Annotated in this window: 23 protein-coding genes; 21 read left to right on the forward strand and 2 right to left on the reverse strand. The window is 63.8% G+C overall.

Translation table 11 applies throughout. The features are described from left to right. Window positions 1–7 precede the first annotated feature (7 nt). On the forward strand, window positions 8–934 hold the full coding sequence (locus tag LDZ23_RS06050; protein ID WP_008350056.1) for an SPFH domain-containing protein: 927 nt from the start codon (window positions 8–10) through the stop codon (window positions 932–934). Window positions 935–978: 44 nt separating this feature from the next. Here the strand turns inward: LDZ23_RS06050 and smpB are convergent, their stop codons facing one another. Beyond that, complete coding sequence (gene smpB / locus LDZ23_RS06055) at window positions 979–1,428, reverse strand: SsrA-binding protein SmpB (RefSeq protein ID WP_008350055.1); 450 nt, start codon at window positions 1,426–1,428, stop codon at window positions 979–981. Between the two features lie 119 nt (window positions 1,429–1,547). Here smpB and LDZ23_RS06060 point away from each other — a divergent pair, with 119 nt between their 5' ends. Further along, on the forward strand, window positions 1,548–1,985 hold the full coding sequence (locus tag LDZ23_RS06060; RefSeq protein ID WP_008350053.1) for a type II toxin-antitoxin system RatA family toxin: 438 nt from the start codon (window positions 1,548–1,550) through the stop codon (window positions 1,983–1,985). Beyond that, window positions 1,982–2,305, forward strand: coding sequence for an RnfH family protein (locus LDZ23_RS06065; RefSeq protein ID WP_008350051.1), 324 nt, complete (start codon window positions 1,982–1,984; stop codon window positions 2,303–2,305). Before LDZ23_RS06060 ends, LDZ23_RS06065 begins: the two co-directional genes overlap by 4 nt. Before the next feature lie 6 nt (window positions 2,306–2,311). Here LDZ23_RS06065 and LDZ23_RS06070 read toward each other — a convergent pair whose 3' ends face one another. Then, window positions 2,312–3,271 carry a DMT family transporter gene (locus LDZ23_RS06070; protein WP_244808027.1) on the reverse strand — a complete coding sequence of 320 codons (960 nt, stop codon included), beginning with the start codon at window positions 3,269–3,271 and terminating at the stop codon, window positions 2,312–2,314. A 212-nt stretch (window positions 3,272–3,483) separates the two neighbouring features. On the opposite strand from LDZ23_RS06070, the gene guaB reads away from it, so the two are divergent. From guaB to uraD, 18 genes are all read left to right on the forward strand, one after another. Continuing rightward, window positions 3,484–4,944: an IMP dehydrogenase gene (gene guaB / locus LDZ23_RS06075; protein WP_008350049.1), complete on the forward strand. Its 1,461-nt coding sequence runs from the start codon at window positions 3,484–3,486 to the stop codon at window positions 4,942–4,944. Between the two features lie 15 nt (window positions 4,945–4,959). Continuing rightward, window positions 4,960–5,760: a hypothetical protein gene (locus LDZ23_RS06080; protein ID WP_244808028.1), complete on the forward strand. Its 801-nt coding sequence runs from the start codon at window positions 4,960–4,962 to the stop codon at window positions 5,758–5,760. Between the two features lie 165 nt (window positions 5,761–5,925). Next, window positions 5,926–7,509, forward strand: coding sequence for a glutamine-hydrolyzing GMP synthase (guaA, locus tag LDZ23_RS06085; RefSeq protein WP_008350045.1), 1,584 nt, complete (start codon window positions 5,926–5,928; stop codon window positions 7,507–7,509). A gap of 23 nt (window positions 7,510–7,532) precedes the next feature. Then, on the forward strand, window positions 7,533–8,093 hold the full coding sequence (thpR, locus tag LDZ23_RS06090) for an RNA 2',3'-cyclic phosphodiesterase (RefSeq protein ID WP_008350043.1): 561 nt from the start codon (window positions 7,533–7,535) through the stop codon (window positions 8,091–8,093). Window positions 8,094–8,184: 91 nt separating this feature from the next. Next, on the forward strand, window positions 8,185–8,748 hold the full coding sequence (gene ddpX / locus LDZ23_RS06095) for a D-alanyl-D-alanine dipeptidase (RefSeq protein WP_008350041.1): 564 nt from the start codon (window positions 8,185–8,187) through the stop codon (window positions 8,746–8,748). 13 nt (window positions 8,749–8,761) lie between these two features. Further along, a complete protein-coding gene (locus tag LDZ23_RS06100; protein ID WP_008350038.1) occupies window positions 8,762–10,345 on the forward strand; it encodes an ABC transporter substrate-binding protein in 1,584 nt (527 codons plus the stop codon). A 71-nt stretch (window positions 10,346–10,416) separates the two neighbouring features. Further along, entirely contained in the window at window positions 10,417–11,391 is a 975-nt protein-coding gene (locus tag LDZ23_RS06105; RefSeq protein WP_235366356.1) for an ABC transporter permease, read from the forward strand. Between the two features lie 19 nt (window positions 11,392–11,410). Further along, window positions 11,411–12,322 carry a nickel transporter permease gene (gene nikC / locus LDZ23_RS06110; RefSeq protein WP_244808029.1) on the forward strand — a complete coding sequence of 304 codons (912 nt, stop codon included), beginning with the start codon at window positions 11,411–11,413 and terminating at the stop codon, window positions 12,320–12,322. A 1-nt stretch (window position 12,323) separates the two neighbouring features. Further along, a complete protein-coding gene (locus tag LDZ23_RS06115; protein WP_244808030.1) occupies window positions 12,324–13,184 on the forward strand; it encodes an ABC transporter ATP-binding protein in 861 nt (286 codons plus the stop codon). After that, window positions 13,181–13,912 (forward strand): ABC transporter ATP-binding protein, encoded by a 732-nt coding sequence (locus tag LDZ23_RS06120; protein WP_244808031.1) that lies wholly within the window; start codon window positions 13,181–13,183, stop codon window positions 13,910–13,912. The genes LDZ23_RS06115 and LDZ23_RS06120 overlap by 4 nt, the downstream gene beginning before the upstream one ends. A gap of 277 nt (window positions 13,913–14,189) precedes the next feature. Then, on the forward strand, window positions 14,190–14,582 hold the full coding sequence (locus LDZ23_RS06125; RefSeq protein WP_033537251.1) for a DnaJ family domain-containing protein: 393 nt from the start codon (window positions 14,190–14,192) through the stop codon (window positions 14,580–14,582). Further along, window positions 14,579–15,175 carry a tRNA adenosine(34) deaminase TadA gene (gene tadA / locus LDZ23_RS06130; protein WP_425306895.1) on the forward strand — a complete coding sequence of 199 codons (597 nt, stop codon included), beginning with the start codon at window positions 14,579–14,581 and terminating at the stop codon, window positions 15,173–15,175. Before LDZ23_RS06125 ends, tadA begins: the two co-directional genes overlap by 4 nt. Beyond that, window positions 15,169–16,092 (forward strand): muramoyltetrapeptide carboxypeptidase, encoded by a 924-nt coding sequence (ldcA, locus tag LDZ23_RS06135; protein ID WP_244808113.1) that lies wholly within the window; start codon window positions 15,169–15,171, stop codon window positions 16,090–16,092. The genes tadA and ldcA overlap by 7 nt, the downstream gene beginning before the upstream one ends. A 296-nt stretch (window positions 16,093–16,388) precedes the next feature. Next, on the forward strand, window positions 16,389–17,135 hold the full coding sequence (locus LDZ23_RS06140; protein ID WP_244808032.1) for a GntR family transcriptional regulator: 747 nt from the start codon (window positions 16,389–16,391) through the stop codon (window positions 17,133–17,135). Window positions 17,136–17,499: 364 nt separating this feature from the next. After that, the gene (locus LDZ23_RS06145) at window positions 17,500–18,987 is read left to right on the forward strand and encodes an NCS1 family nucleobase:cation symporter-1 (RefSeq protein WP_244808033.1); all 1,488 of its coding nucleotides are present in this window, start codon (window positions 17,500–17,502) and stop codon (window positions 18,985–18,987) included. Between the two features lie 50 nt (window positions 18,988–19,037). After that, window positions 19,038–19,775, forward strand: a complete 738-nt coding sequence (locus LDZ23_RS06150; protein WP_008350020.1) for an aspartate/glutamate racemase family protein — start codon at window positions 19,038–19,040, stop codon at window positions 19,773–19,775. Between the two features lie 131 nt (window positions 19,776–19,906). Then, window positions 19,907–20,857, forward strand: coding sequence for an allantoinase PuuE (gene puuE / locus LDZ23_RS06155; protein WP_034473579.1), 951 nt, complete (start codon window positions 19,907–19,909; stop codon window positions 20,855–20,857). Continuing rightward, window positions 20,854–21,378, forward strand: a complete 525-nt coding sequence (gene uraD, locus LDZ23_RS06160) for a 2-oxo-4-hydroxy-4-carboxy-5-ureidoimidazoline decarboxylase (protein WP_008350016.1) — start codon at window positions 20,854–20,856, stop codon at window positions 21,376–21,378. Before puuE ends, uraD begins: the two co-directional genes overlap by 4 nt. The last annotated feature ends 1 nt before the right edge of the window (window position 21,379 follow it).

The following is a 21,379-nucleotide window of genomic DNA, read 5'->3' on the forward strand; positions in this document are numbered from 1 at the left end:
AATGTCAATGTACTTTGCGCTCATCGTGCTCGTCATCGCGATCGTCATCGTGTCGAAAACGGTCAAGATCGTCCCTCAGCAACACGCATGGATCATGGAACGCCTCGGCCGCTATCACGCGACGCTTACGCCGGGCCTCAACATCGTGCTGCCGTTCATCGATCGCATCGCCTACAAGCACATGCTGAAGGAGATTCCGCTCGAAGTGCCGAGCCAAGTCTGTATCACGCGCGACAACACGCAGCTTCAAGTCGATGGCGTGCTGTACTTCCAGGTCACGGATGCGATGAAGGCTTCGTACGGATCGAGCAACTTCGTGTTCGCGATCACGCAACTGTCGCAGACGACGTTGCGTTCGGTCATCGGCAAGCTGGAGCTCGACAAGACGTTCGAGGAGCGCGACTTCATCAACCAGAGCATCGTGAATGCGCTCGACGAAGCCGCGTCGAACTGGGGCGTGAAAGTGCTGCGCTATGAAATCAAGGATCTCACGCCGCCGAAGGAAATCCTTCACGCGATGCAGGCGCAGATCACCGCCGAGCGCGAGAAGCGCGCGCTGATCGCCGCGTCCGAAGGGCGCAAGCAGGAGCAGATCAATCTGGCATCGGGCGCGCGCGAGGCCGCGATCCAGAAGTCGGAAGGCGAACGGCAGGCGGCGATCAATCAGGCGCAGGGCGAAGCCGCCGCGATTCTCGCGGTGGCGGAAGCGAACGCGCAAGCCATCGAGAAGATCGGCACTGCAATTCAGACAGCGGGCGGCATGGAAGCGGTGAATCTGAAGGTTGCGGAGCAGTATGTCGGCGCGTTCGGCAATCTCGCGAAGCAGGGCAACACGCTGATCGTGCCGGGCAACATGTCCGACATGAGCACGATGATCGCGTCCGCGTTGTCGATCGTGAAAGGCGAGGGCAGCGGCATAATCAGGAAGAGCTGAAGCAATCGGGGGCGCTAAAAAGCGCCCCCGATTCGTTTCACGGTTTAACGCGAGGCGGTTCGCATCAGACGCCCGCGTTCGCGTTCCCAGTCGCGCTTCTTTTCGGTCTCGCGTTTGTCGTGCAACTTCTTGCCCTTCGCGAGGCCGATTTCACATTTCACGCGGCCATCCTTGTAGTGGAAGTTGAGCGGCACGAGCGTGTGCCCGCGCTGCTCGACCTTGCCGATGAGCTTGTCGATCTGTTCGCGGTGGAGAAGCAGCTTGCGCGTGCGCACCGGATCGAGGTTAGCGAATTTCGATGCTTCGGGCAGCGGGCTGATATGCGTGCCGATCAGAAAGAGCTCGCCGTTCTTGATCACGACGTAGCCTTCCTTGATCTGCGCGCGCCCGGCGCGAAGCGCCTTGACTTCCCAGCCCTCGAGCACGAGACCGGCCTCGTAGCGCTCTTCGACGAAGTAATCGAAGAAGGCTTTTCTGTTGTCGATGATGCTCATGAATGGAAAGTGCCCAACTCGTTTAAAATCCTGATTTTAGCAGCGCGCCGGCATGCGTTCGATCCGATGCCTCGTTCTCTTGCGCGTTGCCGCCCAATTCAGCCACCGCTGCGCCCTATATGGCAGACGTCCAGAAAACCGTATTGATCCGCCATTCAGCGGAAGAAATGTTCGACCTCGTCACCGATGTCGCCGACTACCCCAATTTCCTGCCTTGGTGCGGCGGCGTCGAAATCGGCCGCCACGACGAGAACGGCATGGAAGCGAAGATCGACATCAGCTTCAAGGGCATCAAGCAGCATTTCGCGACGCGCAATGTGCAAAAGCGTCCGACCAATATCGATATGGAGTTCCTGAGCGGCCCTTTCAAGAAATTCACCGGATATTGGCACTTTACGCCGCTGCGCGCGGACGCCTGCAAGATCGAATTCGCGCTGCATTACGAATTCTCGAACGTGATTCTGGAGAAGATCATCGGGCCGGTTTTCAGCCATATCGCCAACACGTTCGTCGATTCCTTCGTGAAGCGCGCGGACCAGCGCTACGGCAAGCCATGATGCATATCGATGTCTGCTACGGCCTGCCCGATGGCGCGTTCCTGAAGCGCGTCGACCTGCCCGAGGGCGCGACGGTGCGCGATGCGATCGACGCAAGCGGCGTGCTGCTCGCGCATCGCGACATCGATCTGACGACGCAGAAGGTCGGCGTGTTCGGCAAGCCGAAGCCGCTCGACGCGGCGCTCGCCGATTTCGACCGCGTCGAGATTTATCGGCCGCTGAAGGTGGATCCGAAGGCCGCGCGCCAGCGCCGCGTGGACAAGGCGCGCAAGGCGGGTTCGATCGAAGGGCGCAAGTGGCAGTCGAAGGATTCGCGCTGAGCGAATTCAATGCGCGGGCGCTTCTTTCGCCGCGGCGGGCGCCGGCTCCAGCGTGTGCTGCCTGACCGACCAGATTACGCCGGCGAGCAGCAGCACGATCGCGAGCACTTCGGGCGAGCGCGGCCAGCGGCCGTCGTAGACGAAGGCGTAGAGCAGGGCGAAGAGCGTCTCGAACACGATCATCTGCCCTGACAGCGTGAGCGGCAGGCGCTTCGCTGCCGCGTTCCACAGCATGTTGCCGAGCCACGAGCCGCCGGTGGCCAGCGCAAAAGAAACGATCCAGAACAGATGCCAGCGCGACGCGGGGACGCTCGCCTGCACCGTGCCCGCGGGCAGCATCCAGACGATCGCGCCGAGCGCGACGCCGAGCAGACCCGTCACGATGCCCCACAGGATGGACCACTCGTTGCCGTCGAAATGGCGATTCGATTGCAGATACCGCGCGTTGACGACCGCGTACCACGTCCAAGAAGCGAGCGCCCCGAGCGCGCATCCGAGTCCGGCGAGGCGCGTGAGCACGCTCGTCGCGTGATCGGCGTCGCTGAATACATCGAGATTGATGCACGCGATGCCCGCCAGCACGAGCAGGAGCGGCCCGATGAGCCTTTTCAGGTCGACCGCGCCGCGATCCCGCCGTCCGGCGAGCGTGACGGTCACGGGGAGAATGCCGACGATCAGCGACGAAGGCGCGACGCCCACGAGCTGCACCGCGCTCGCGAGCAGCATGTAGTACAGCAGGTTGCCGACCAGCGCGAGCTTCGCGAGCGCGATGAAATCGGCGCGCGTGAGCTTGGCCGCGAGGCGCCGGGCGAACGGCAGCGCCACGACGAGCGAAACCGCGCCGTACATCAGATAGCGCCCGACGGAGAGCGTCAGCGGCGAAAAATCCGGCAAGAGCCGTGGCGCGAGAAAGATGAAACCCCAGATCGCTCCCGCCGCCATTCCGTACATCACACCGCGCTGCATCGTCCGACTCCTGCCGAAATTTCAACTGACGGCGCGAAGCGTAGCATGTGGCCCCGGGCGGCCGTCTTGTCTAAAACTGCAACAACGCGGACGCCCGGCAGACGGGCGAAAGCGGTCCGGAATTTGCGTCCGAATGGGCTAAGCTGCTGTTCGGGCAGTGAAAATGCAGGGAACTATCGGTATAATCTGCTTTTGCGCCCATAGGATTTGCCATGCGTCTGATCCAGAAAGCACTCACGTTCGATGACGTGCTCCTCGTGCCCGCCTTCTCCAGCGTTCTCCCGCGCGACACCAGCCTGAAATCCCAGCTGACTCGCAATATTTCCCTGAACATGCCTCTCGTGTCCGCCGCCATGGACACGGTCACCGAAGGCCGGCTCGCCATCGCGATGGCGCAGATGGGCGGCATCGGCATCGTCCACAAGAATCTCACCGCCAAGGAACAGGCCCGCGAAGTCGCGAAAGTGAAGCGCTTCGAATCGGGCGTCGTGCGCGATCCGATCACGATTCCGCCGCAAATGCGCGTGCGCGACGTCATCGCGCTGACGCAGCAGCACGGCATTTCGGGTTTCCCGGTGGTCGAAGGCGCGCAACTGATCGGCATCGTCACCAATCGCGACCTGCGCTTCGAAGAACGGCTCGATGAGCCGGTGCGCAACATCATGACGCCGCGCGAACGCCTCGTGACGGTCAAGGAAGGCACGTCGCTCGCCGAGGCGAAGGCGCTGATGCACAGCCATCGCCTGGAGCGCGTGCTCGTGGTGAACGACGCGTTCGAGCTGCGCGGCCTGATGACGGTGAAGGACATCACCAAGCAGACCGAAAACCCGGACGCCTGCAAGGACGAAGACGGCAAGCTGCGTGTGGGCGCGGCCGTGGGCGTCGGTCCGGACAATGAAGAGCGCGTCGAGCTGCTCGCGCAGGCGGGCGTCGACGTGATCGTCGTCGATACCGCGCACGGCCATAGCCAGGGCGTGCTGGAGCGCGTGCGCTGGGTCAAGCAGAATTATCCGCACGTGCAGGTCATCGGCGGCAATATCGCGACGGCGGCGGCAGCCAAGTCGCTCGTCGAGTACGGCGCGGACGCGGTGAAGGTCGGTATCGGCCCGGGCTCGATCTGCACGACGCGGATCGTGGCGGGCGTCGGCGTGCCGCAGATCACGGCGATCGCGAATGTTTCCGAAGCACTGCGCGGCACCGGCGTGCCGGTCATCGCGGACGGCGGCGTGCGCTTCTCGGGCGACGTGTCGAAGGCGCTCGCGGCGGGCGCGAACGTCGTCATGATGGGCAGCATGCTCGCGGGCACCGAAGAATCGCCGGGCGACGTGTTCCTGTATCAGGGCCGCCAGTACAAGTCGTACCGCGGCATGGGTTCGGTCGGCGCGATGAAGGACGGCGCGGCGGACCGCTACTTCCAGGACAACTCGGCGAACATCGACAAGCTCGTGCCGGAAGGTATCGAAGGCCGTGTGGCCTACAAGGGCTCGGTCAACGCGATCCTGTTCCAGATCGTCGGCGGCGTGCGCGCGAGCATGGGCTACTGCGGTTGCCGCACGATTTCCGAACTGCACGAGAAGGCGGAATTCGTTCAGATCACGGCGGCCGGCATGCGCGAATCGCATGTGCACGACGTGCAGATCACGAAGGAAGCGCCCAACTATCACGTCGACTAATCGAGCGGACTGATCATGAAACCGTTGCTGCGGGTCGTGCTCGTCATCAATGCCCTGATTTTTCTGGCGTTCGGCCTGTTGTTTCTGCTGACGCCGTGGGCGGGCCTGTACGGCGCGCTGCAACTGGATTCGATCCGCGTTCAGCCGGCCTTCGCCGGGCAGTTGCTCGGTATCGCGCTCATCGGGCTGTCGTGGCTTGCGTTTCACGCAGCCGTCGATGGCGCGTTGACGGCTCGCGCCGCGCGCGTGTCGGGACACGTGCAGTGGCTGTCGGGGGTGGTGGTGCTGGTCTGGCTGCTCGGACTGCATACGCCTCAGATCGATGGCTTCGGGCAGATCAGCGCGGCCGTCGTGGGCGCCGTGCTGCTGGTGCTCGGTCTGGGCAGCGTGAGACTGTCGTCGGCGGTGCGTCGGCGCGAGCGCGCGGCGGCGGCCGGCGCGGTATCGGCGCAGCGCGCGGAAAAGAAGGCGGCGCAAAAGCGTGACGAGTTTTCCGCGAGCAACGCGGCATCGTCGGCGCGCGCCGAGTCGGTCGATCTCGCGGCGCGTCCCGCAGCGCGCGCACCGGGCGCGACGGCCATCGATCCGGTATCGGGCCGCACGCTCGATTCCGTCTCGCCGGCCGGCGCGGTTCGCGCGCACCCGGACGGCGCGGTCGATCCCGTTACCGGCGGCACGCTCGATCCGCTGACGGGCCGCGCGGTCGATCCGGTCACCGGCAAGCGCATCGAGCCCGTCATCAGCGGCGAGATCGATCCGGCGACGGGTCGAAGAGCCGATCCGCTCGCGCCCGACGCGGGCCGCGCGCCTCGCTGAAGGCGTGAAGCGCATGCTACGAGCCACGCACGCGCAGCAACGGAAACACGCAGGACAAGCACGGTCGGCCTTTGCGCCGGCCGTCGATTTATTTGCAGACCGGGGCGCGAGGCCGCGCTCCGGCAGCACCGACATCATTCGTTCACTTAGCCTTTGGCCGCAGCCATGCACGACAAAATCCTGATTCTCGATTTCGGCTCCCAAGTCACCCAGCTGATCGCGCGGCGCATCCGCGAGTCGCACGTCTACTCGGAAATCCATCCGTACGACGTCGACGAGACGTTCATCCGCGAATTCGCGCCGAAGGGCATCATCCTGTCCGGCGGCCCGAACTCCGTCACCGAGGCGAAGTCGCCGCGCGCCCCGCAGATCGTCTTCGATCTCGGCGTGCCGGTGCTCGGCATCTGCTACGGCATGCAGACGATGGCCGATCAGCTCGGCGGCAAGGTCGAACTCGGCAACGTGCGCGAATTCGGCTATGCGGAAGTGCAGGCGCTGAATCACACGGGCTTTCTGGAAGGCATTCAGGATTTCGCCAGCGACAAGGGCGAGTCGATGCTCAAGGTTTGGATGAGCCACGGCGACAAGGTCGTCGATCTGCCGGCGGGTTTCAAGCTGATGGCCTCGACGCCGTCGTGCCCGATCGCCGCGATGGCCGACGACGACCGGCGCTTCTACGGCCTGCAATGGCATCCGGAAGTCACGCATACGGTGCAGGGCCGCGCGATGCTCGACCGTTTCGTGCTGGAGCTGTGCGGCGCGAAGGCCGATTGGGAGATGGGCCATTACATCGACGAGGCGGTCGAGAATATCCGCGCGCAGGTCGGCAATGAGCATGTGATTCTCGGCTTGTCGGGCGGCGTGGATTCGTCGGTGGCGGCGGCGCTTTTGCATCGCGCGATCGGCGACCAGCTGACGTGCGTGTTCGTCGATCACGGCTTGCTGCGTCAGAACGAGGCGGAGCAGGTCATGTCGACGTTCGCGGATCACCTGGGCGTGAAGGTGATTCACGTCGATGCCAGCGAGGAATTCCTGCAGAAGCTTGCGGGCGTGACCGATCCGGAGGCGAAGCGCAAGATCATCGGCGCGGAGTTCGTCGAAGTGTTTCACAACGAATCGGACAAGCTCACCGATGCCAAGTGGCTCGCGCAGGGCACGATTTATCCGGACGTGATCGAATCGGCGGGCAAGGGCAAGAAGGGCGCGCATACGATCAAGAGCCATCACAACGTCGGCGGTTTGCCGGAGACGCTGAATTTGAAGCTGCTCGAACCGCTGCGCGAGCTTTTCAAGGACGAAGTGCGCGAACTCGGCGTGAAGCTCGGTCTGCCGCCCGCGATGGTGTATCGCCATCCGTTCCCCGGTCCGGGTCTCGGCGTGCGGATTCTTGGCGAAGTGAAGCGCGAATTCGCGGACCTGCTGCGTCGCGCCGATGCCATTTTTATCGAGACGCTGCGCAACACCATCGACAAGGAAACGGGCAAGTCGTGGTACGACCTGACGAGCCAGGCGTTCGCGGTGTTCCTGCCGGTCAAGAGCGTCGGCGTGATGGGCGACGGGCGCACCTATGAATACGTCGTCGCGCTGCGCGCCGTGCAGACGCTCGACTTCATGACCGCGCATTGGGCGCATCTGCCGCATGATCTGCTCGGGCATGTTTCCAATCGCATCATCAACGAAGTGCGCGGGATCAATCGGGTGGTGTATGACATCTCTGGCAAGCCGCCTGCGACAATCGAGTGGGAGTGAGCCGCGTCTGATTGCGAGGGGGCATGACTGATTCCGCGTCCGATCGCCCCACCGACTCGCTCTTCTTCGCGATCTATCCGGACGCAGTCGCCGCCGCGCGCATCGCCGAACTGGCGGCGCGGCTGCGTATCGAGCACACGCTGAAGGCGAGGGCGATTCCCGCCGATCGCCTTCACGTCACCCTGCATTATCTCGGCGCCTTCGCAGGCGTTCCCGCCGATGTGGCCGCGCACGCTTGCGCCGCAGCATCCCGAATCGCGTTGCCGCCCGTCGATGTGACGCTCGACCGTATCGAAAGCTTTTCCGGCCGTCGCGCGAGACGCCCGCTCGTCGTTTCCGGCGATGTCACCGAGCCGCTCGACGCGCTCGAGCGAACGCTCGGCGCGGCGCTGGAGGCGGCAGGCATCGCACTGAAGCGGCATCCCCATTTCACGCCTCATGTGACCTTGCTCTACGACGAACACCGCGTCGCGCGTGAGCGCATCGAACCCATCGCATGGACCGTGCGTGAGTTCGCGCTCGTGCGCAGCCGGCTCGGCAAATCGCAACACGAAGTCCTCGCGCGCTGGCCGCTCGTGCCGTGAATCGGCGGAACCACGCGCAATAAAAGGTTTCGCGGATTTTTCTAACGCGTTAAGGTGCGTGTATCGGAATGAATCGAGACGAAGCGCTTACATGACCCGATCCCGCCTGCTGCACATCACGCCCGACACCCACCACGTCCAGATCGATCTCGTCTACGCGACCGATCGCAATTTCACCGGCAAGCCCATCTACAAGGCGCAGCACTGCCTGCTGCTCGAGCCCGCCGAAGCGGCATTGCGTAAAGCCGTCGATATCGCGACGAGCATCGGCATGACGCTCAGGATCTTCGACGCCTATCGTCCGCCGCAAGCGCAGAAAGTGCTGTGGGATTTCCTGCCCGATCCGACCTTCATCGCCGAACTCGGACGCGGCTCGAACCATAGCCGCGGCACGGCGGTGGACCTGACGCTCGTCGATCGTGACGGCAACGAGCTCGACATGGGCACCGGTTTCGATGCGATGGTCGCCGAATCCGAGCACTTTCACTTCGGCTTGCCGGAGCATGTGCAGCGCAATCGCACGCTGCTGCTGGGCGTCATGCACGGCGCGGGCTTCACGCACATCAAAAGCGAGTGGTGGCATTACGAATTGCCCGGCTCGCGCGAACTTGCTCTGATCGACAACGAAGAATGCGGCCCGCTGCGGCTCATGTAATCGGGGATTCGACATGAAACTGACTGCACTGATCACGGCGCTGATGCTCACGTTGATGAGCGCGCCGCCGGCAAGCGCCGCGACGCCGAAAGACATGTTCGTCATGGCCACGTTGCTCGATGAATTCACGTCGCTCGATCCCGGCGAAATCTACGAACTGGTGCCGGAGGAATACGTCGCGAACACGTATGACCGTCTGGTGCGCGTCGATCTGAAGGATCCGTCGAAATTCAATGGCGATGTCGCCGAATCGTGGACGGTGAGTCAGGACGGCCTCACGTTCACGTTCAAGATCCGGCCGGGACTCAAGTTCCATTCCGGCAATACGCTCACCGCCGATGACGTCGCGTGGTCGATCCAGCGCACCGCGCTGCTCGACAAGGGCGCGGCGGCGGTGCTTGCGGGCATCGGGCTGACGAAGGCGAACGCGTTGCAGAACGTGAAGAAGATCGACGATACGACCGTCTCGATCACGACGGATCAGCGCTATGCGCCGACCTTCGTGCTCAACGTGCTCGGTTCGTGGCCGGCGTCGGTGGTGGATCGCAAGCTCGTCGAATCGCACGCGAAGGGCAACGACTACGGCAACGAGTGGCTGAAGACCAACGAAGCCGGTTCGGGCGCGTACAAGCTCGTGAAATGGACCGCGAATGACAGCATCGTGCTGCAACGCTTCGACGGCTATCGCATTCCGCTCGCGATGAAGCGCATCGTGCTGCGTCACGTCACGGAAGCGGCGAGCCAGCGTCTGATGATCCAGAACGGCGACATCGACGTCGCGCGCGACCTCTCGCCCGACGATCTCGACACGCTCTCGAAGAACGGCGTCATCAAGGCGACGGCCGTGCCGCAAGCGACACTCATGTATCTCGGCCTCAACAACAAGAATCCGAATCTCGCGAAGCCGGAAGTCTGGGAAGCGATGAAGTGGCTCATCGACTATCAGGGCATTCAGAAGAACGTGATCCGCACGACCTACAAGGTTCACGAAGCGTTTCTCCCCGAAGGCTTTCTCGGCGCGCTGAACGAAAACCCGTATCACCAGGATGTCGCGAAGGCGAAGGCGCTGCTCGCGAAAGCGGGCTTGTCCAACGGCTTCACGGTGAAGATGGACGTGCGCAACGATTATCCGTACAGCGAGATCGCGCAAGCCGTGCAGGCGAATCTCGCGCTCGCCAACATCAAGGTGCAACTCGTGCCGAGCGACAACAAGCAGACGCTCGGACGATATCGCGCGCGGGCCCACGATATCTACATCGGCGAGTGGTCGGCGGATTACATCGATCCGCACAGTAACGCGCAGGGCTTCGTGTGGAATCCGGACAACTCGGATGCATCGAGCTACAAGATGCTCGCGTGGCGCAACGCGTGGGACATTCCACAACTGACGAAGGAAACCAACGCGGCGCTCGCCGAAAGCGATACGAAAAAGCGCGCGCAGCTGTACGAGAAGATGCAGCGTGAAGTGCTCGCGAAATCGCCGTTCGTCATCATGTTCCAAAAGGTGTCGCAGGTGGCGGCGCGGCCCGGCGTGACCGGTCTCGAAGTCGGGCCGATCAACGATCTCGTGTCGTATCGCAACATCAAGAAGCAGTGAACACGGTCACGCTCATCGGCTCGCGGCGCGGCGGCGCGCGCATCGCGTTGGCGCTCGCGCGCTGGATCGCGATGCTCGCCATCACGTTCACGGGCTTGCTCGCGATCACGTTTTTCATCGGCCGCAAGATTCCGATCGATCCGGTGCTCGCGATTCTCGGCGATCGCGCGTCCGCGACGGCTTATGCCGCCGCGCGTCTGCGGCTCGGTCTCGACAAGCCGCTCATCGAACAATTCCTGATCTACGCGCGCGACGTGCTGCACGGCAATCTCGGCATTTCGCTGTTGACGGCAAATCCGGTCATCGACGACATCAAGCGCGTCTTTCCCGCGACGCTCGAACTCGCGACGCTCTCGACCTTCATCGGCATCGCGATCGGCGTGCCGCTCGGCGTCGCGGCGGCGGTGAAGCACAATCGCATCGTCGATCACATCGCGCGCGTGATCGGGCTCGCCGGAAGCTCCGTGCCGGTGTTCTGGCTCGCGCTGATGGGCCTGCTGCTCTTTTACGCGCGGCTGCATTGGGTGTCCGGGCCGGGACGCATCGATCCGCTTTACGACGGCATGGTCGATACCCGCACGGGCAGTTTGCTCATCGATTCGCTCATCGCCGGCGAATGGGATGTCTTCGAGAACGCGTTCTCGCATATCGCGCTGCCGGCGAGCGTGCTCGCGTTCTATTCGATCGCGTATCTGTCGCGGATGACGCGCTCGTTCATGCTCGAACAACTGAGCCAGGAATACGTGACGACCGCGCGCGCGAAAGGGCTGCCCGAGCGCCGCGTGATCTGGCGGCACGCGTTCGGCAATATCGCGGTGCCGCTGCTGACGGTGATCGCGCTCGCATACAGCTATCTGCTCGAAGGCTCGGTGCTGACGGAGATCGTGTTCGCGTGGCCGGGCATCGGCTCGTATCTGACGGGCGCGCTGTTGAACGCCGACATGAACGCCGTGCTCGGCAGCACGCTCGTGATCGGCGCGACGTTCATCGCGCTCAATCTGTTGACCGACGCGCTGTATCGCGTGTTCGATCCGCGTGCGCGCTGACATGGAGGATCTTGCGCAGATGAAACAGCCGCGAACGGGCTTGCGCGCGTGGCTCCTGACCGATACGCCCGCGTCGCCGCGTCAAGCCGCGCTCGGGCGCGCGTATCGGCGCTGGCGGCGGTTCTCGTCGAATCCGTTGAGCATGCTCGGACTCGCGATCCTGCTGCTGCTGATCGTAGTCGCGGCGTTCGGGCCGATGCTCGTCACGCAGGATCCGTTGCAGCAGGTGCTCGCCGAACGTCTGACGCCGCCCGGCGCGGCGCACTGGTTCGGCACCGATCAACTCGGCCGCGACATCCTTTCGCGGCTCGTGCACGGCTCGCGCCTGACGCTCGCGATCGCGATGCTCGTCGTCGTGCTCGTGGTGCCGGTCGGGCTTTTGATGGGCACGGTGGCGGGTTATTGCGGCGGCATCGTCGATACGGTGCTGATGCGCTTGACCGACGTCGCGCTCGCATTTCCGAAGATCGTGCTCGCGCTCGCGTTCGCCGCCGCGCTCGGGCCGGGCGTGCTCAATGCGGTGATCGCGCTGTCGATCACCGCGTGGCCGCCGTATGCGCGTCTCGCGCGCGCGGAGTCGCTGCGGCTCGCGCAGGCCGATTACATCCATGTGGCGCGTCTGCAAGGCGCTTCGCATCTGCGCATTCTGCTGCGGTATATCGTGCCGCTGTGCTCGTCGTCGGTGATCGTGCGCGCGACGCTCGACATGGCCGGCATCATTCTCGCCGTCGCCGGTCTCGGCTTTCTCGGACTGGGCGCGCAGCCGCCGAGCCCGGAATGGGGTTACATGGTCGCGGCGGGCCGCAACGTGCTGCTCGACGCGTGGTGGGTCGCGACGATTCCCGGCCTCGCGATCCTCGCGGTGAGCCTCGCCTTCAACCTGCTCGGCGACGGTCTGCGCGACGTCTTCGATCCGCGTCACGGAGGCTGACATGCCCGATGCGCTGGCTGAAATCGACGGACTGGACGTGGCCTTCGCGAGCCATGACGGCGTGCTCATGCCCGCCGTGCGCGGCGTATCGCTGACGGTGCGGCGCGGCGAGCGGCTCGGCATCGTCGGCGAATCGGGATCGGGAAAATCGCTGACGGGGCGCGCGCTGCTCGGACTGCTGCCGCCCGAGGCAAAATGGTCGGCTAAGGCGCTGCGTTTCGAAGGGCAGGACCTGCTCGCGATGCGCCCGAAAGCGCGCCGCCGCCTGTGCGGCACGCGCATGAGCATGATCCTGCAGGATCCGAAGTTCTCGCTGAACCCGGTGATGACCGTCGCGCAGCAGATGCGCGAAACCTTTGTGCGGCAGGGTGTGAAAGAAGGCCGGCGCGCGTTGCGCGAGCGCATCGTCGCAGCGCTGGAAGCGGTGCATATCCGCGATCCGCAGCGTGTCGCGGATGCGTATCCGCACGAACTGTCCGGCGGCATGGGCCAGCGCGTCATGATCGCGATGATGGTCTCGGCCGGCCCGCGCCTTCTGATCGCCGACGAACCCACGAGCGCGCTCGATGTCCTCGTATCGATGCAGGTGCTTGCCGTGCTCGACGAGATGATCGCGCGCCACGATACCGGCCTCGTGTTCATCAGTCACGATTTGCCGCTCGTGATGTCGTTCTGCGACCGCGTCGCGGTGATGTACGGCGGTCGCGTCGTCGAGACGTGCGCGGCGCGCGATCTCGTTCACGCGACGCATCCGTACACGCGCGGGCTGCTCGAAGCGAATCCGCCGCTCGAGAATCCGCCCGACGAGTTGCCGACGCTGCGCCGCGACCCCGCGTGGCTCGATGAAGGCATCGCGCGATGATCGAAATCGAGCGCGCGCTCATCCGCTTCAAGACGAAGAGCGGTCACGTCGACGCCGTGCGCGACGTTTCGCTGCGCGTGGAAGAGGGCGAGGTTTTCGGACTCGTCGGCGAATCGGGCAGCGGCAAGTCGACGTTGTTGCGCGGGCTCGCCGGGCTGACGCCGCTGTCGGGCGGCAGGATAAGCATCGGATCGCGCCCTGGAAGCCGCGACGTGCAGATGGTGTTCCAGGACCCGTACGGCGCGCTGCATCCGCGCTTCACCGTCGACAAGACCTTGCGCGAGCCGCTCGCGATCAACGGCATCGGCGACGAAGACACGCGCATTCTCGCCGCGCTCGCCGAAGTCGGGCTCGGTCCGGCGTATCGATTTCGCTATCCGCATCAGTTATCGGGCGGGCAGCGCCAGCGCGTGTCGATCGCGCGCGCGTTGATCGTCGAGCCGCGCGTGCTGCTGCTCGACGAGCCGACCTCCGCGCTCGATGTCTCCGTCCAGGCGGAAATCCTGAACCTGCTGCGCCGCCTGCATCGCGAACGCAAGCTGACGATGATCCTCGTGAGCCACAATCTCGCCGTGATCGGCTTTCTTTGCCAGCGCGTCGCGGTCATGCGCAACGGCGAAATCGTCGAGCAACTGGGCGGCGATGCCGTGCGTTCGCGCGACGTTACGCACGAGTACACGCGCCGGCTTCTGCTCGCGACAGAAGGCTACACGCGACAGAACGCGTAGTCGTCGTACAAGCACAATCGTCATGACGCGGTCAATGGATGTTGCGCGAACGACGCATAAGCACGGCGATAAGCCCGGTATACGACGACGCGCGGCGGGCCGGCTTGTCTTCGACGAAACCGGTGCCGCCGCCGCTGATAGAATGTGCGCTGGATTGTCGAGACGTGCCGAACAACGCGCGAGCGTGGTTTTCCGGCTGCCTTCCGACTTCGAGCTAACCAACGGAAATCGTGACAGACCGCGCCCGTTCGCGGGTGAAAACCGGTCGTAATCCCCGATGAAATTGCTAGATGCTTTGGTCGAACAGCGGATCAACGAAGCCGCTGCGCGTGGCGAGTTCAACAACCTGCCGGGCGCGGGCGCACCGCTTCACTTCGACGACGACACCCTCGTGCCCGAGGAAGTGCGCGTCGCCAATCGAATCCTCAAGAATGCGGGCTTCGTCCCGCCGGCAGTCGAACAGCTTCGCGCGCTGCGCGGGCTTCAGGAAGAGTTCGACAAGGTGACGGACCCCGCGGCCCGTTGCCAGCTGCAAGCCAAGATGCTCGCGCTCGACATGGCGCTCGAGTCGCTGCGCGGCGGCGGCTGCGTGCCGCATGAATATCGCCGGCGCATCGCGGAGCGTTTGTCCGAGCGCGCGCAGTCGCGCGTGGCGGTGGACGTCAAGTGACCGGCCTGCCGGATGCGGCCGATCCCGCGCCCAGCGCTCAAATCGCCGATCCTGCCAGCGAACGCGATCGCCGCTTCATGGCGCTCGCGCAACGCGCCGCCGACGAAGCCCGTCGCGCGGGCGAAGTGCCCGTCGGCGCGGTCATCGTGCTCGGCGACGATGTCATCGCCACCGGCTTCAATCATCCGATTCGCGGACACGATCCGTCCGCGCATGCCGAGATGGCCGCGCTGCGCGCCGCCGCCCAATCGCTCCAGAACTACCGCTTGCCGGGCTGCGAGCTCTACGTGACGCTCGAGCCTTGCCTGATGTGCGCGGGCGCGATCATGCACGCGCGCATCTCGCGCGTCGTCTACGGCGCCACGGACCCGAAAACGGGCGCGTGCGGCAGTGTCGTCGACATGTTCGCGAATGCGCAGCTCAATCACCACACCACCGTGACGGGCGGCGTGCTCGCGGATGAATGCGGGCATGCGCTCATGAATTTCTTCGCCGAGCGCCGCCGCCTCGCGCGCGACGAACGCGATGCGCGCCGCGCGCGCGAAGCCGGGCAACCCGCCGCCGATTCATCTGATCGACTAACAACATCGTGAAATCACGCACCATCGACCTCGTTGCGCCCTCTGGCTATCCACACGATCCGGCGGCCGTCGAGCGCGGCATCGGACGGTTGCGCAGGGAAGGGCATCGCCTCGAAAACGTCGACGTGACGCGCCGACGCTTCCAGCGCTTCGGCGGCACCGATGCGGAACGCGCCGCCGATCTCAATCGTCTTGCGGATGCATCGCGCCCGTTACCTGACATCGTACTTGCCGTGCGGGGCGGATACGGCGCGTCGCGCATCCTGCACGGCCTCGACTACACCGGGCTGCGCAGGCTCGCGGATCAGCCGGTGGCGATCGTCGGCCACAGCGATTTCACCGCGATTCAGTGCGCGCTGTTCGCGCACGCCGGTGTGAAAAGCTTCGGCGGACCGATGTTCGCGGGCGATTTCGGCGCCGAGCAGGTCAGTTCGTTCACGATGCAGCACTTCTGGAACGCGATCTCGCGACCGAGTTTCACCGTCACGAGCCATACGCCGCAGCAACAGACCGTCGACGCGACCGGCATGCTGTGGGGCGGCAATCTCGCGATTCTGGCGTCGCTCGTCGGCACGCCGTATCTGCCGCCGGTCGAGGGCGGAATCCTGTACATCGAGGATGTCAACGAGCATCCGTTTCGCATCGAGCGGATGATTTATCAGCTGTATCAGGCGGGCGTGCTCGGTCGGCAGCAGGCGATCGTGATGGGGGAGTTCTCCGGCGGCCGTCTGTCGGACTACGACAACGGCTATTCGCTCGACGCGATGATCGAGCAAGTGAGGTCGGTGACGGGCATTCCGGTGGTGACAGGATTGCAGTTCGGACACGTCGAAAATCTGCTGACGCTGCCTTTCGGTGCGGCGGCGCACCTTATCGCGAGCGAGCGGGGCTTCACGCTGAAACTTTCCGATTACCCGCATCTGGCTTGAGTCCGCGTGGCAAGGCGCTCAAGCGAGCGCCTTATTTTTAGCTCGTCCCTGCAACTAACTGTCGGTTCATGCACCGTCCGCGACAACTGCGTGCACCACGTCGGCGCTAGAATTGTCGACAAAAAAGAGGCGACAATGCTGACAAAAACTTGTGGAATCTGCTGCGATGCCCGCCGATATTGGGCCTCAGCAAAACGCGGTACTCGAAAAACGCGCGGTAACCGATAATTTTAAAAATGAATTGTTGACAATCTTTATGTCGATTCTAAGATGCTTAACATGCAAGCGAGCACATCATGTCCGACACCAAGCGTAGTGCTGCACCGAACGCTGCAGATTCCGCTCCCAACGGGGCGAACGCCGAGTCGATCGCCGAGAACATCCGCGCCGCGATCCTCGAGCATCGGCTGGCGCCGGGCGCGAAGCTGACCGAAGCGCAGTTATGCGAGGTGTTCGCCGTGAAGCGCGGCACCGTCCGCCAGGCGCTCGCGCAACTGTCGAACGAACGGCTCGTCGATCTGGAGCCGAATCGCGGGGCGTTCGTCGCGAGTCCATCGTTGCAGGAAGTGCATGAAGTGTTCGAAATGCGCCGCATCATCGAATTGGCCGTGGTGGACCGAATTGCGCAAGGGCACGGCCTGCGTCGGCTGAAGTCGATCAGCGCGACGATCGGAAAAGAGCGCCGCGCTTTCGAAAGCCACGATTTTTCGTCGTGGATCCGGCTCTCCGGCGAGTTTCACACCGAACTCGCGGCGCTTACCGGCAACACGGTGCTGTGCGAATGCCTGTCGGGACTCGTCGCGCGTTCGACGCTGATCTCGGCGCTGTATGAATCGCTCGGCAAGAGTTCGTGCTCGTTCGAAGATCACGAAGCGATTCTCGCCGCGCTCGATGCAGGCGATGCAGCGAAAGCCGGCGTGTTGATGGCGCAACATCTGCGCGACGTCGAACTGAAGATGCTGGAGCGGCCGGCACGCGGCGCGGTCGATCTGAAGGAAGTGTTCATGAAGCCCGCCGAGCGCGAACGAGCGCTCGATATGTAAGGCAGACAGACGGCAGATCGGACTATCTGCCATCGGCTGAATCAAGCAGGACTAAATAACTGGAGACCGTGCCTCGCGCTTCGCGCGAAGGCGCGTGGAGAGTCGCACGCTTTGAAAATCCGTAGCGTGTATCGCACCGAACAGGACGCTCGTGTGAGCGTGAAATGAAAGCCGCCGCAGGGCGGGCGTGCCGGGCCGATGCCTCGCGCGCTCTCGGCCTCATGCCCGAAGGCGAAAACGCAAATCCGAAGAATGCCGCGCGGGATGGAGACATCCGACACGTCAGCGAAGGCATCCGATCGAAGCTTGAACCCCGAGCATTTGCAGTTTTCTCATCACGCAAGCAGCCAATGAAGGAGACGTCATGGCCCAGTTCAGTGCATCCGGCAGCTCAACCCTGCCGCCGCTCGACAACGAGTACGAAGAGCAACATCTGCCCGCCGGTTACAGCGACCGGCTTTACAACGAGGACCTCGCCCCGCTCAAGAATCAGACCTGGGGCGCGTACAACATCTTCGCGTTCTGGATGTCGGACGTGCACAGCGTCGGCGGTTATGTGTTCGCCGGAAGTCTCTTCGCGCTCGGCCTGACGAGCTGGCAGGTGCTGGTGTCGCTGCTGATCGGCATTGGGCTCGTGAACGTGCTGTGCAATCTGATCGCCAAACCGAGCCAGGTGGCGGGCGTGCCGTATCCCGTCGCGTGCCGCGCCACGTTCGGCGTGCTCGGCGCGAACATTCCGGCCGTGATCCGCGGGCTCATTGCGGTGGCGTGGTACGGCATTCAGACATATCTGGCGTCGAGCGCGCTCGTCATCGTCGTGCTGAAGTTCGTGCCGTCGCTGATGCCTTATGCCGACGTCCACAAGTACGGCTTCGTCGGGCTTTCGGCGCTCGGCTGGGCGGGCTTCATGCTGCTTTGGGTGCTGCAGGCCGTCGTGTTCTGGCGCGGCATGGAGATGATCAAGAAGTTCATCGACTTCGCCGGTCCCGCCGTCTACGTCGTGATGTTCATTCTCGCCGGCTATATGGTGTGGCGCGCGGGCATCGACAATATCGGCCTGAACCTCGGCGGGGTGAAGTATCACGGCACGGAAGTGATTCCCGTGATGATCACCGCGATCGCGCTCGTCGTTTCGTACTTCTCCGGCCCGATGCTCAACTTCGGCGACTTCTCGCGCTACGGGAAGAGCTTTCGCAGCGTGAAGCGCGGCAATTTCTGGGGCCTGCCGGTCAACTTCCTGGCGTTCTCGGTCGTGACCGTCATCACGACTGCGGCGACGCTGCCGGTCTTCGGCCAGCTCATCACGGATCCGGTGGAAACCGTCGGCCGCATCGACCATCCGTCTGCTGTGATTCTCGGCGCGCTGACCTTCACGATCGCGACCATCGGCATCAACATCGTCGCGAACTTCGTGTCGCCGGCCTTCGACTTCTCGAACGTCGCGCCGAAGCTCATCAGCTGGCGCATGGGCGGCATGATGGCGGCGGTCGCGTCGATCTTCATCACGCCGTGGAACCTGTTCAACAACCCGGCCGTGATCCACTACACGCTGGATATTCTCGGCAGCTTCATCGGACCGCTGTATGGCGTGCTGATCCTCGACTTCTATCTCGTGAAACGCGGCAAGCTGGTGGTCGACGATCTCTACACGGTGTCGGAACAGGGCAAGTACTGGTACACGAAGGGCGTGAACCGCCGCGCGGTGATGGCGCTCGTGCCGGCCGCCGTGCTCGCGACGCTCTGCGTGACGGTGCCGTCGCTCGAAGCTGCTGCGAACTTCTCGTGGTTCATCGGTGCGGGACTCGGCGCGGTGTTCTATTACTTCCTCGCGGATCGCAAGCGCGGAGTCTAAAACGATAGCTGGAACCTGAGAGAATTTCCAAAGGCAGTGTGGAGACAGCAATGCGCATCAAACTGATCAACCCCAACACGACGCAGCGCATGACCGACTCGATGGGCCGCTGCGCCCGCGAGGTCGCCGCGCCCGGCACGGAGATCGTCGCCGTCAGCCCGACGATGGGCCCGCCGTCCATCGAAGGCTATTACGACGAGGCGGTCGCGTCGCTCGGTCTGCTCGCCGAAGTGGAAGCGGGCGAAAAGCAGGGCTTCGACGGCTATGTGATCGCGTGCTTCGGCGATCCGGCCCTTTACGCCGCGCGCGAACTGGCGCGCGGCCCGGTGATCGGCATCGCGGAGGCGGCGATGCATGCGGCGAGCGTCATCGCGCCGGGATTTTCCGTCGTCACGACGTTGCAGCGTACCGTCGGCATGGCTTGGCATCTGGCGGAGCGCTACGGCATGGAGCGCTTCTGCAAGAACGTCCGCGCGACAGACGTCCCCGTGCTCGAACTGGATGTGCCGGGGTCGCCGGCGCGTCGGACGATCATCGACGAATGCCGGCGCGCGCTCGACGAAGACGGCTCGGACGCCATCGTGCTCGGCTGCGCGGGCATGGCGGAGTTCTGCCGCGAAGTGGAGGACGCGATCGGCGCGCCGGTGGTTGAGGGCGTGACGGCCGCGGTGAAATGGGCGGAGGCGCTCATCGCGCTGAAGCTGCACACGGCGAAACGCGGCGACTACGCGCGCCCGCTCGCGAAACGGTACGACGGCGTGCTGTCGGATTTCAGCCCGCGCCGATAGCCTTTTCGCCGGACACATACCGATGACGTGACCCGGATTATGCGCCCTGATGTATGGGCGCATCCGGGTCTTTTAGCTACACTGAATCGTCGACAATCCCGTTTTTTCAACGCTTGAGCAGAACGCCAGCCATGTCACTCGATCCGAACTACCCACGCGATTTGATCGGCTACGGCCGCCACCCGGTGCAGGCGAACTGGCCGGGACGGGCGCGCGTCGCCGTGCAATTCGTGCTCAATTACGAAGAAGGCGGCGAGAATTGCGTGCTGCACGGCGATCCGGGCTCCGAGCAGTTCCTGTCGGAGATCGTGGGCGCGGCGGCGTATCCGTCGCGTCACATGAGCATGGAGTCGATCTACGAATACGGTTCGCGCGCGGGCGTGTGGCGCATCCTGCGCGAGTTCGAGAAGCGCGGCATGCCGCTGACGATCTTCGGCGTCGGCATGGCGATCGAGCGGCATCCCGAAGTGGCGAAGGCGTTCGTCGAACTGGGGCATGAAATCGCGTGTCACGGCTATCGGTGGATTCACTATCAGGACATGTCGCCGGAGAAGGAAGCCGAACACATGCGCCTCGGCATGGAAGCGATCGAGCGCGTGACGGGCGTGCGGCCGCTCGGCTGGTATACCGGGCGCGATAGCCCGAATACGCATCGGCTGGTCGCGGAATACGGCGGTTTCCTCTACGACTCGGACTACTACGGCGACGACCTGCCGTTCTGGACCGAAGTCGAAGTGACGGGCGGCGAGAAGAAGCCGCATCTGATCGTGCCGTACACGCTCGACACCAACGACATGCGCTTCGCGACGCCGCAAGGCTTCAACACGGGCGATCACTTCTTCACGTACCTGAAAGACGCGTTCGACGTGCTCTACGAAGAAGGCGACGACGCGCCGAAGATGCTGTCCATCGGCATGCACTGCCGCTTGCTCGGCCGGCCGGGGCGCTTCCGTGGCCTGCAGAAATTCCTCGATCACATCGAGAAGCATGATCGGGTGTGGGTCACGCGGCGTGTCGACATCGCGCGTCACTGGCGCGAGCAACATCCTTTCGAAAAAGCTAACAACGGGACGGCGGCATGAAGGCGATGCACTACACACTCGACCAACTCAACACCATGCCCGCCGACACGTTCGTGACGGTGCTCGCGGGCATTTTCGAGCACTCGCCGTGGGTGCCGGAAAGAGCGGCGCAACAGCGCCCGTTCAAGGACATCGACGCGCTGCATCGCGCGATGTCGCAGATCGTCGAAGAGGCCGGCGAAGACAGGCAGCTCGCGCTCATCAACGCGCACCCGGAGCTCGCGGGCAAAGCGGCGGTGCGCGGCGAGCTGACCGCCGAATCGACGCGCGAACAAAGCGGCGCGGGCCTGAATCTGTGCACGCAGGAAGAGTTCGACAGGCTTCAGTCGCTGAACGCGCAGTATCGCGAGAAATTCGGGTTTCCGTTCATTCTCGCGGTGCGCGGCTATGACCGTCACGGCATCATCGCGAACTTCGAAGCGCGCGTGAATCACGACCGCGCCGAAGAATTGCGCACGAGTCTCGACCAGATTTACCGGATCGCGGGCTTCAGGTTGAACGACCTGATTCAAGCGGCGTAAT

This window comes from Caballeronia zhejiangensis (assembly GCF_022879815.1).
GTDB lineage: Bacteria > Pseudomonadota > Gammaproteobacteria > Burkholderiales > Burkholderiaceae > Caballeronia > Caballeronia zhejiangensis.

Bases quoted from the DNA above. Each gene is read 5' to 3' on its own strand.
- LDZ23_RS06065 (WP_008350051.1), top strand. From the start codon at position 1,982: ATGATGCATATCGATGTCTGCTACGGCCTGCCCGATGGCGCGTTCCTG.
- LDZ23_RS06145 (WP_244808033.1), top strand. From the start codon at position 17,500: ATGGCCCAGTTCAGTGCATCCGGCAGCTCAACCCTGCCGCCGCTCGAC.
- LDZ23_RS06060 (WP_008350053.1), top strand. From the start codon at position 1,548: ATGGCAGACGTCCAGAAAACCGTATTGATCCGCCATTCAGCGGAAGAA.
- ddpX (WP_008350041.1), top strand. From the start codon at position 8,185: ATGACCCGATCCCGCCTGCTGCACATCACGCCCGACACCCACCACGTC.
- puuE (WP_034473579.1), top strand. From the start codon at position 19,907: ATGTCACTCGATCCGAACTACCCACGCGATTTGATCGGCTACGGCCGC.
- LDZ23_RS06070 (WP_244808027.1), bottom strand. From the start codon at position 3,271: ATGCAGCGCGGTGTGATGTACGGAATGGCGGCGGGAGCGATCTGGGGT.
- guaA (WP_008350045.1), top strand. From the start codon at position 5,926: ATGCACGACAAAATCCTGATTCTCGATTTCGGCTCCCAAGTCACCCAG.
- nikC (WP_244808029.1), top strand. From the start codon at position 11,411: ATGAAACAGCCGCGAACGGGCTTGCGCGCGTGGCTCCTGACCGATACG.
- LDZ23_RS06080 (WP_244808028.1), top strand. From the start codon at position 4,960: ATGAAACCGTTGCTGCGGGTCGTGCTCGTCATCAATGCCCTGATTTTT.
- LDZ23_RS06140 (WP_244808032.1), top strand. From the start codon at position 16,389: ATGTCCGACACCAAGCGTAGTGCTGCACCGAACGCTGCAGATTCCGCT.
- guaB (WP_008350049.1), top strand. From the start codon at position 3,484: ATGCGTCTGATCCAGAAAGCACTCACGTTCGATGACGTGCTCCTCGTG.
- LDZ23_RS06105 (WP_235366356.1), top strand. From the start codon at position 10,417: ATGCTCGCCATCACGTTCACGGGCTTGCTCGCGATCACGTTTTTCATC.
- thpR (WP_008350043.1), top strand. From the start codon at position 7,533: ATGACTGATTCCGCGTCCGATCGCCCCACCGACTCGCTCTTCTTCGCG.
- smpB (WP_008350055.1), bottom strand. From the start codon at position 1,428: ATGAGCATCATCGACAACAGAAAAGCCTTCTTCGATTACTTCGTCGAA.
- LDZ23_RS06125 (WP_033537251.1), top strand. From the start codon at position 14,190: ATGAAATTGCTAGATGCTTTGGTCGAACAGCGGATCAACGAAGCCGCT.
- LDZ23_RS06150 (WP_008350020.1), top strand. From the start codon at position 19,038: ATGCGCATCAAACTGATCAACCCCAACACGACGCAGCGCATGACCGAC.
- LDZ23_RS06100 (WP_008350038.1), top strand. From the start codon at position 8,762: ATGAAACTGACTGCACTGATCACGGCGCTGATGCTCACGTTGATGAGC.
- LDZ23_RS06050 (WP_008350056.1), top strand. From the start codon at position 8: ATGTACTTTGCGCTCATCGTGCTCGTCATCGCGATCGTCATCGTGTCG.
- uraD (WP_008350016.1), top strand. From the start codon at position 20,854: ATGAAGGCGATGCACTACACACTCGACCAACTCAACACCATGCCCGCC.
- LDZ23_RS06115 (WP_244808030.1), top strand. From the start codon at position 12,324: ATGCCCGATGCGCTGGCTGAAATCGACGGACTGGACGTGGCCTTCGCG.
- LDZ23_RS06120 (WP_244808031.1), top strand. From the start codon at position 13,181: ATGATCGAAATCGAGCGCGCGCTCATCCGCTTCAAGACGAAGAGCGGT.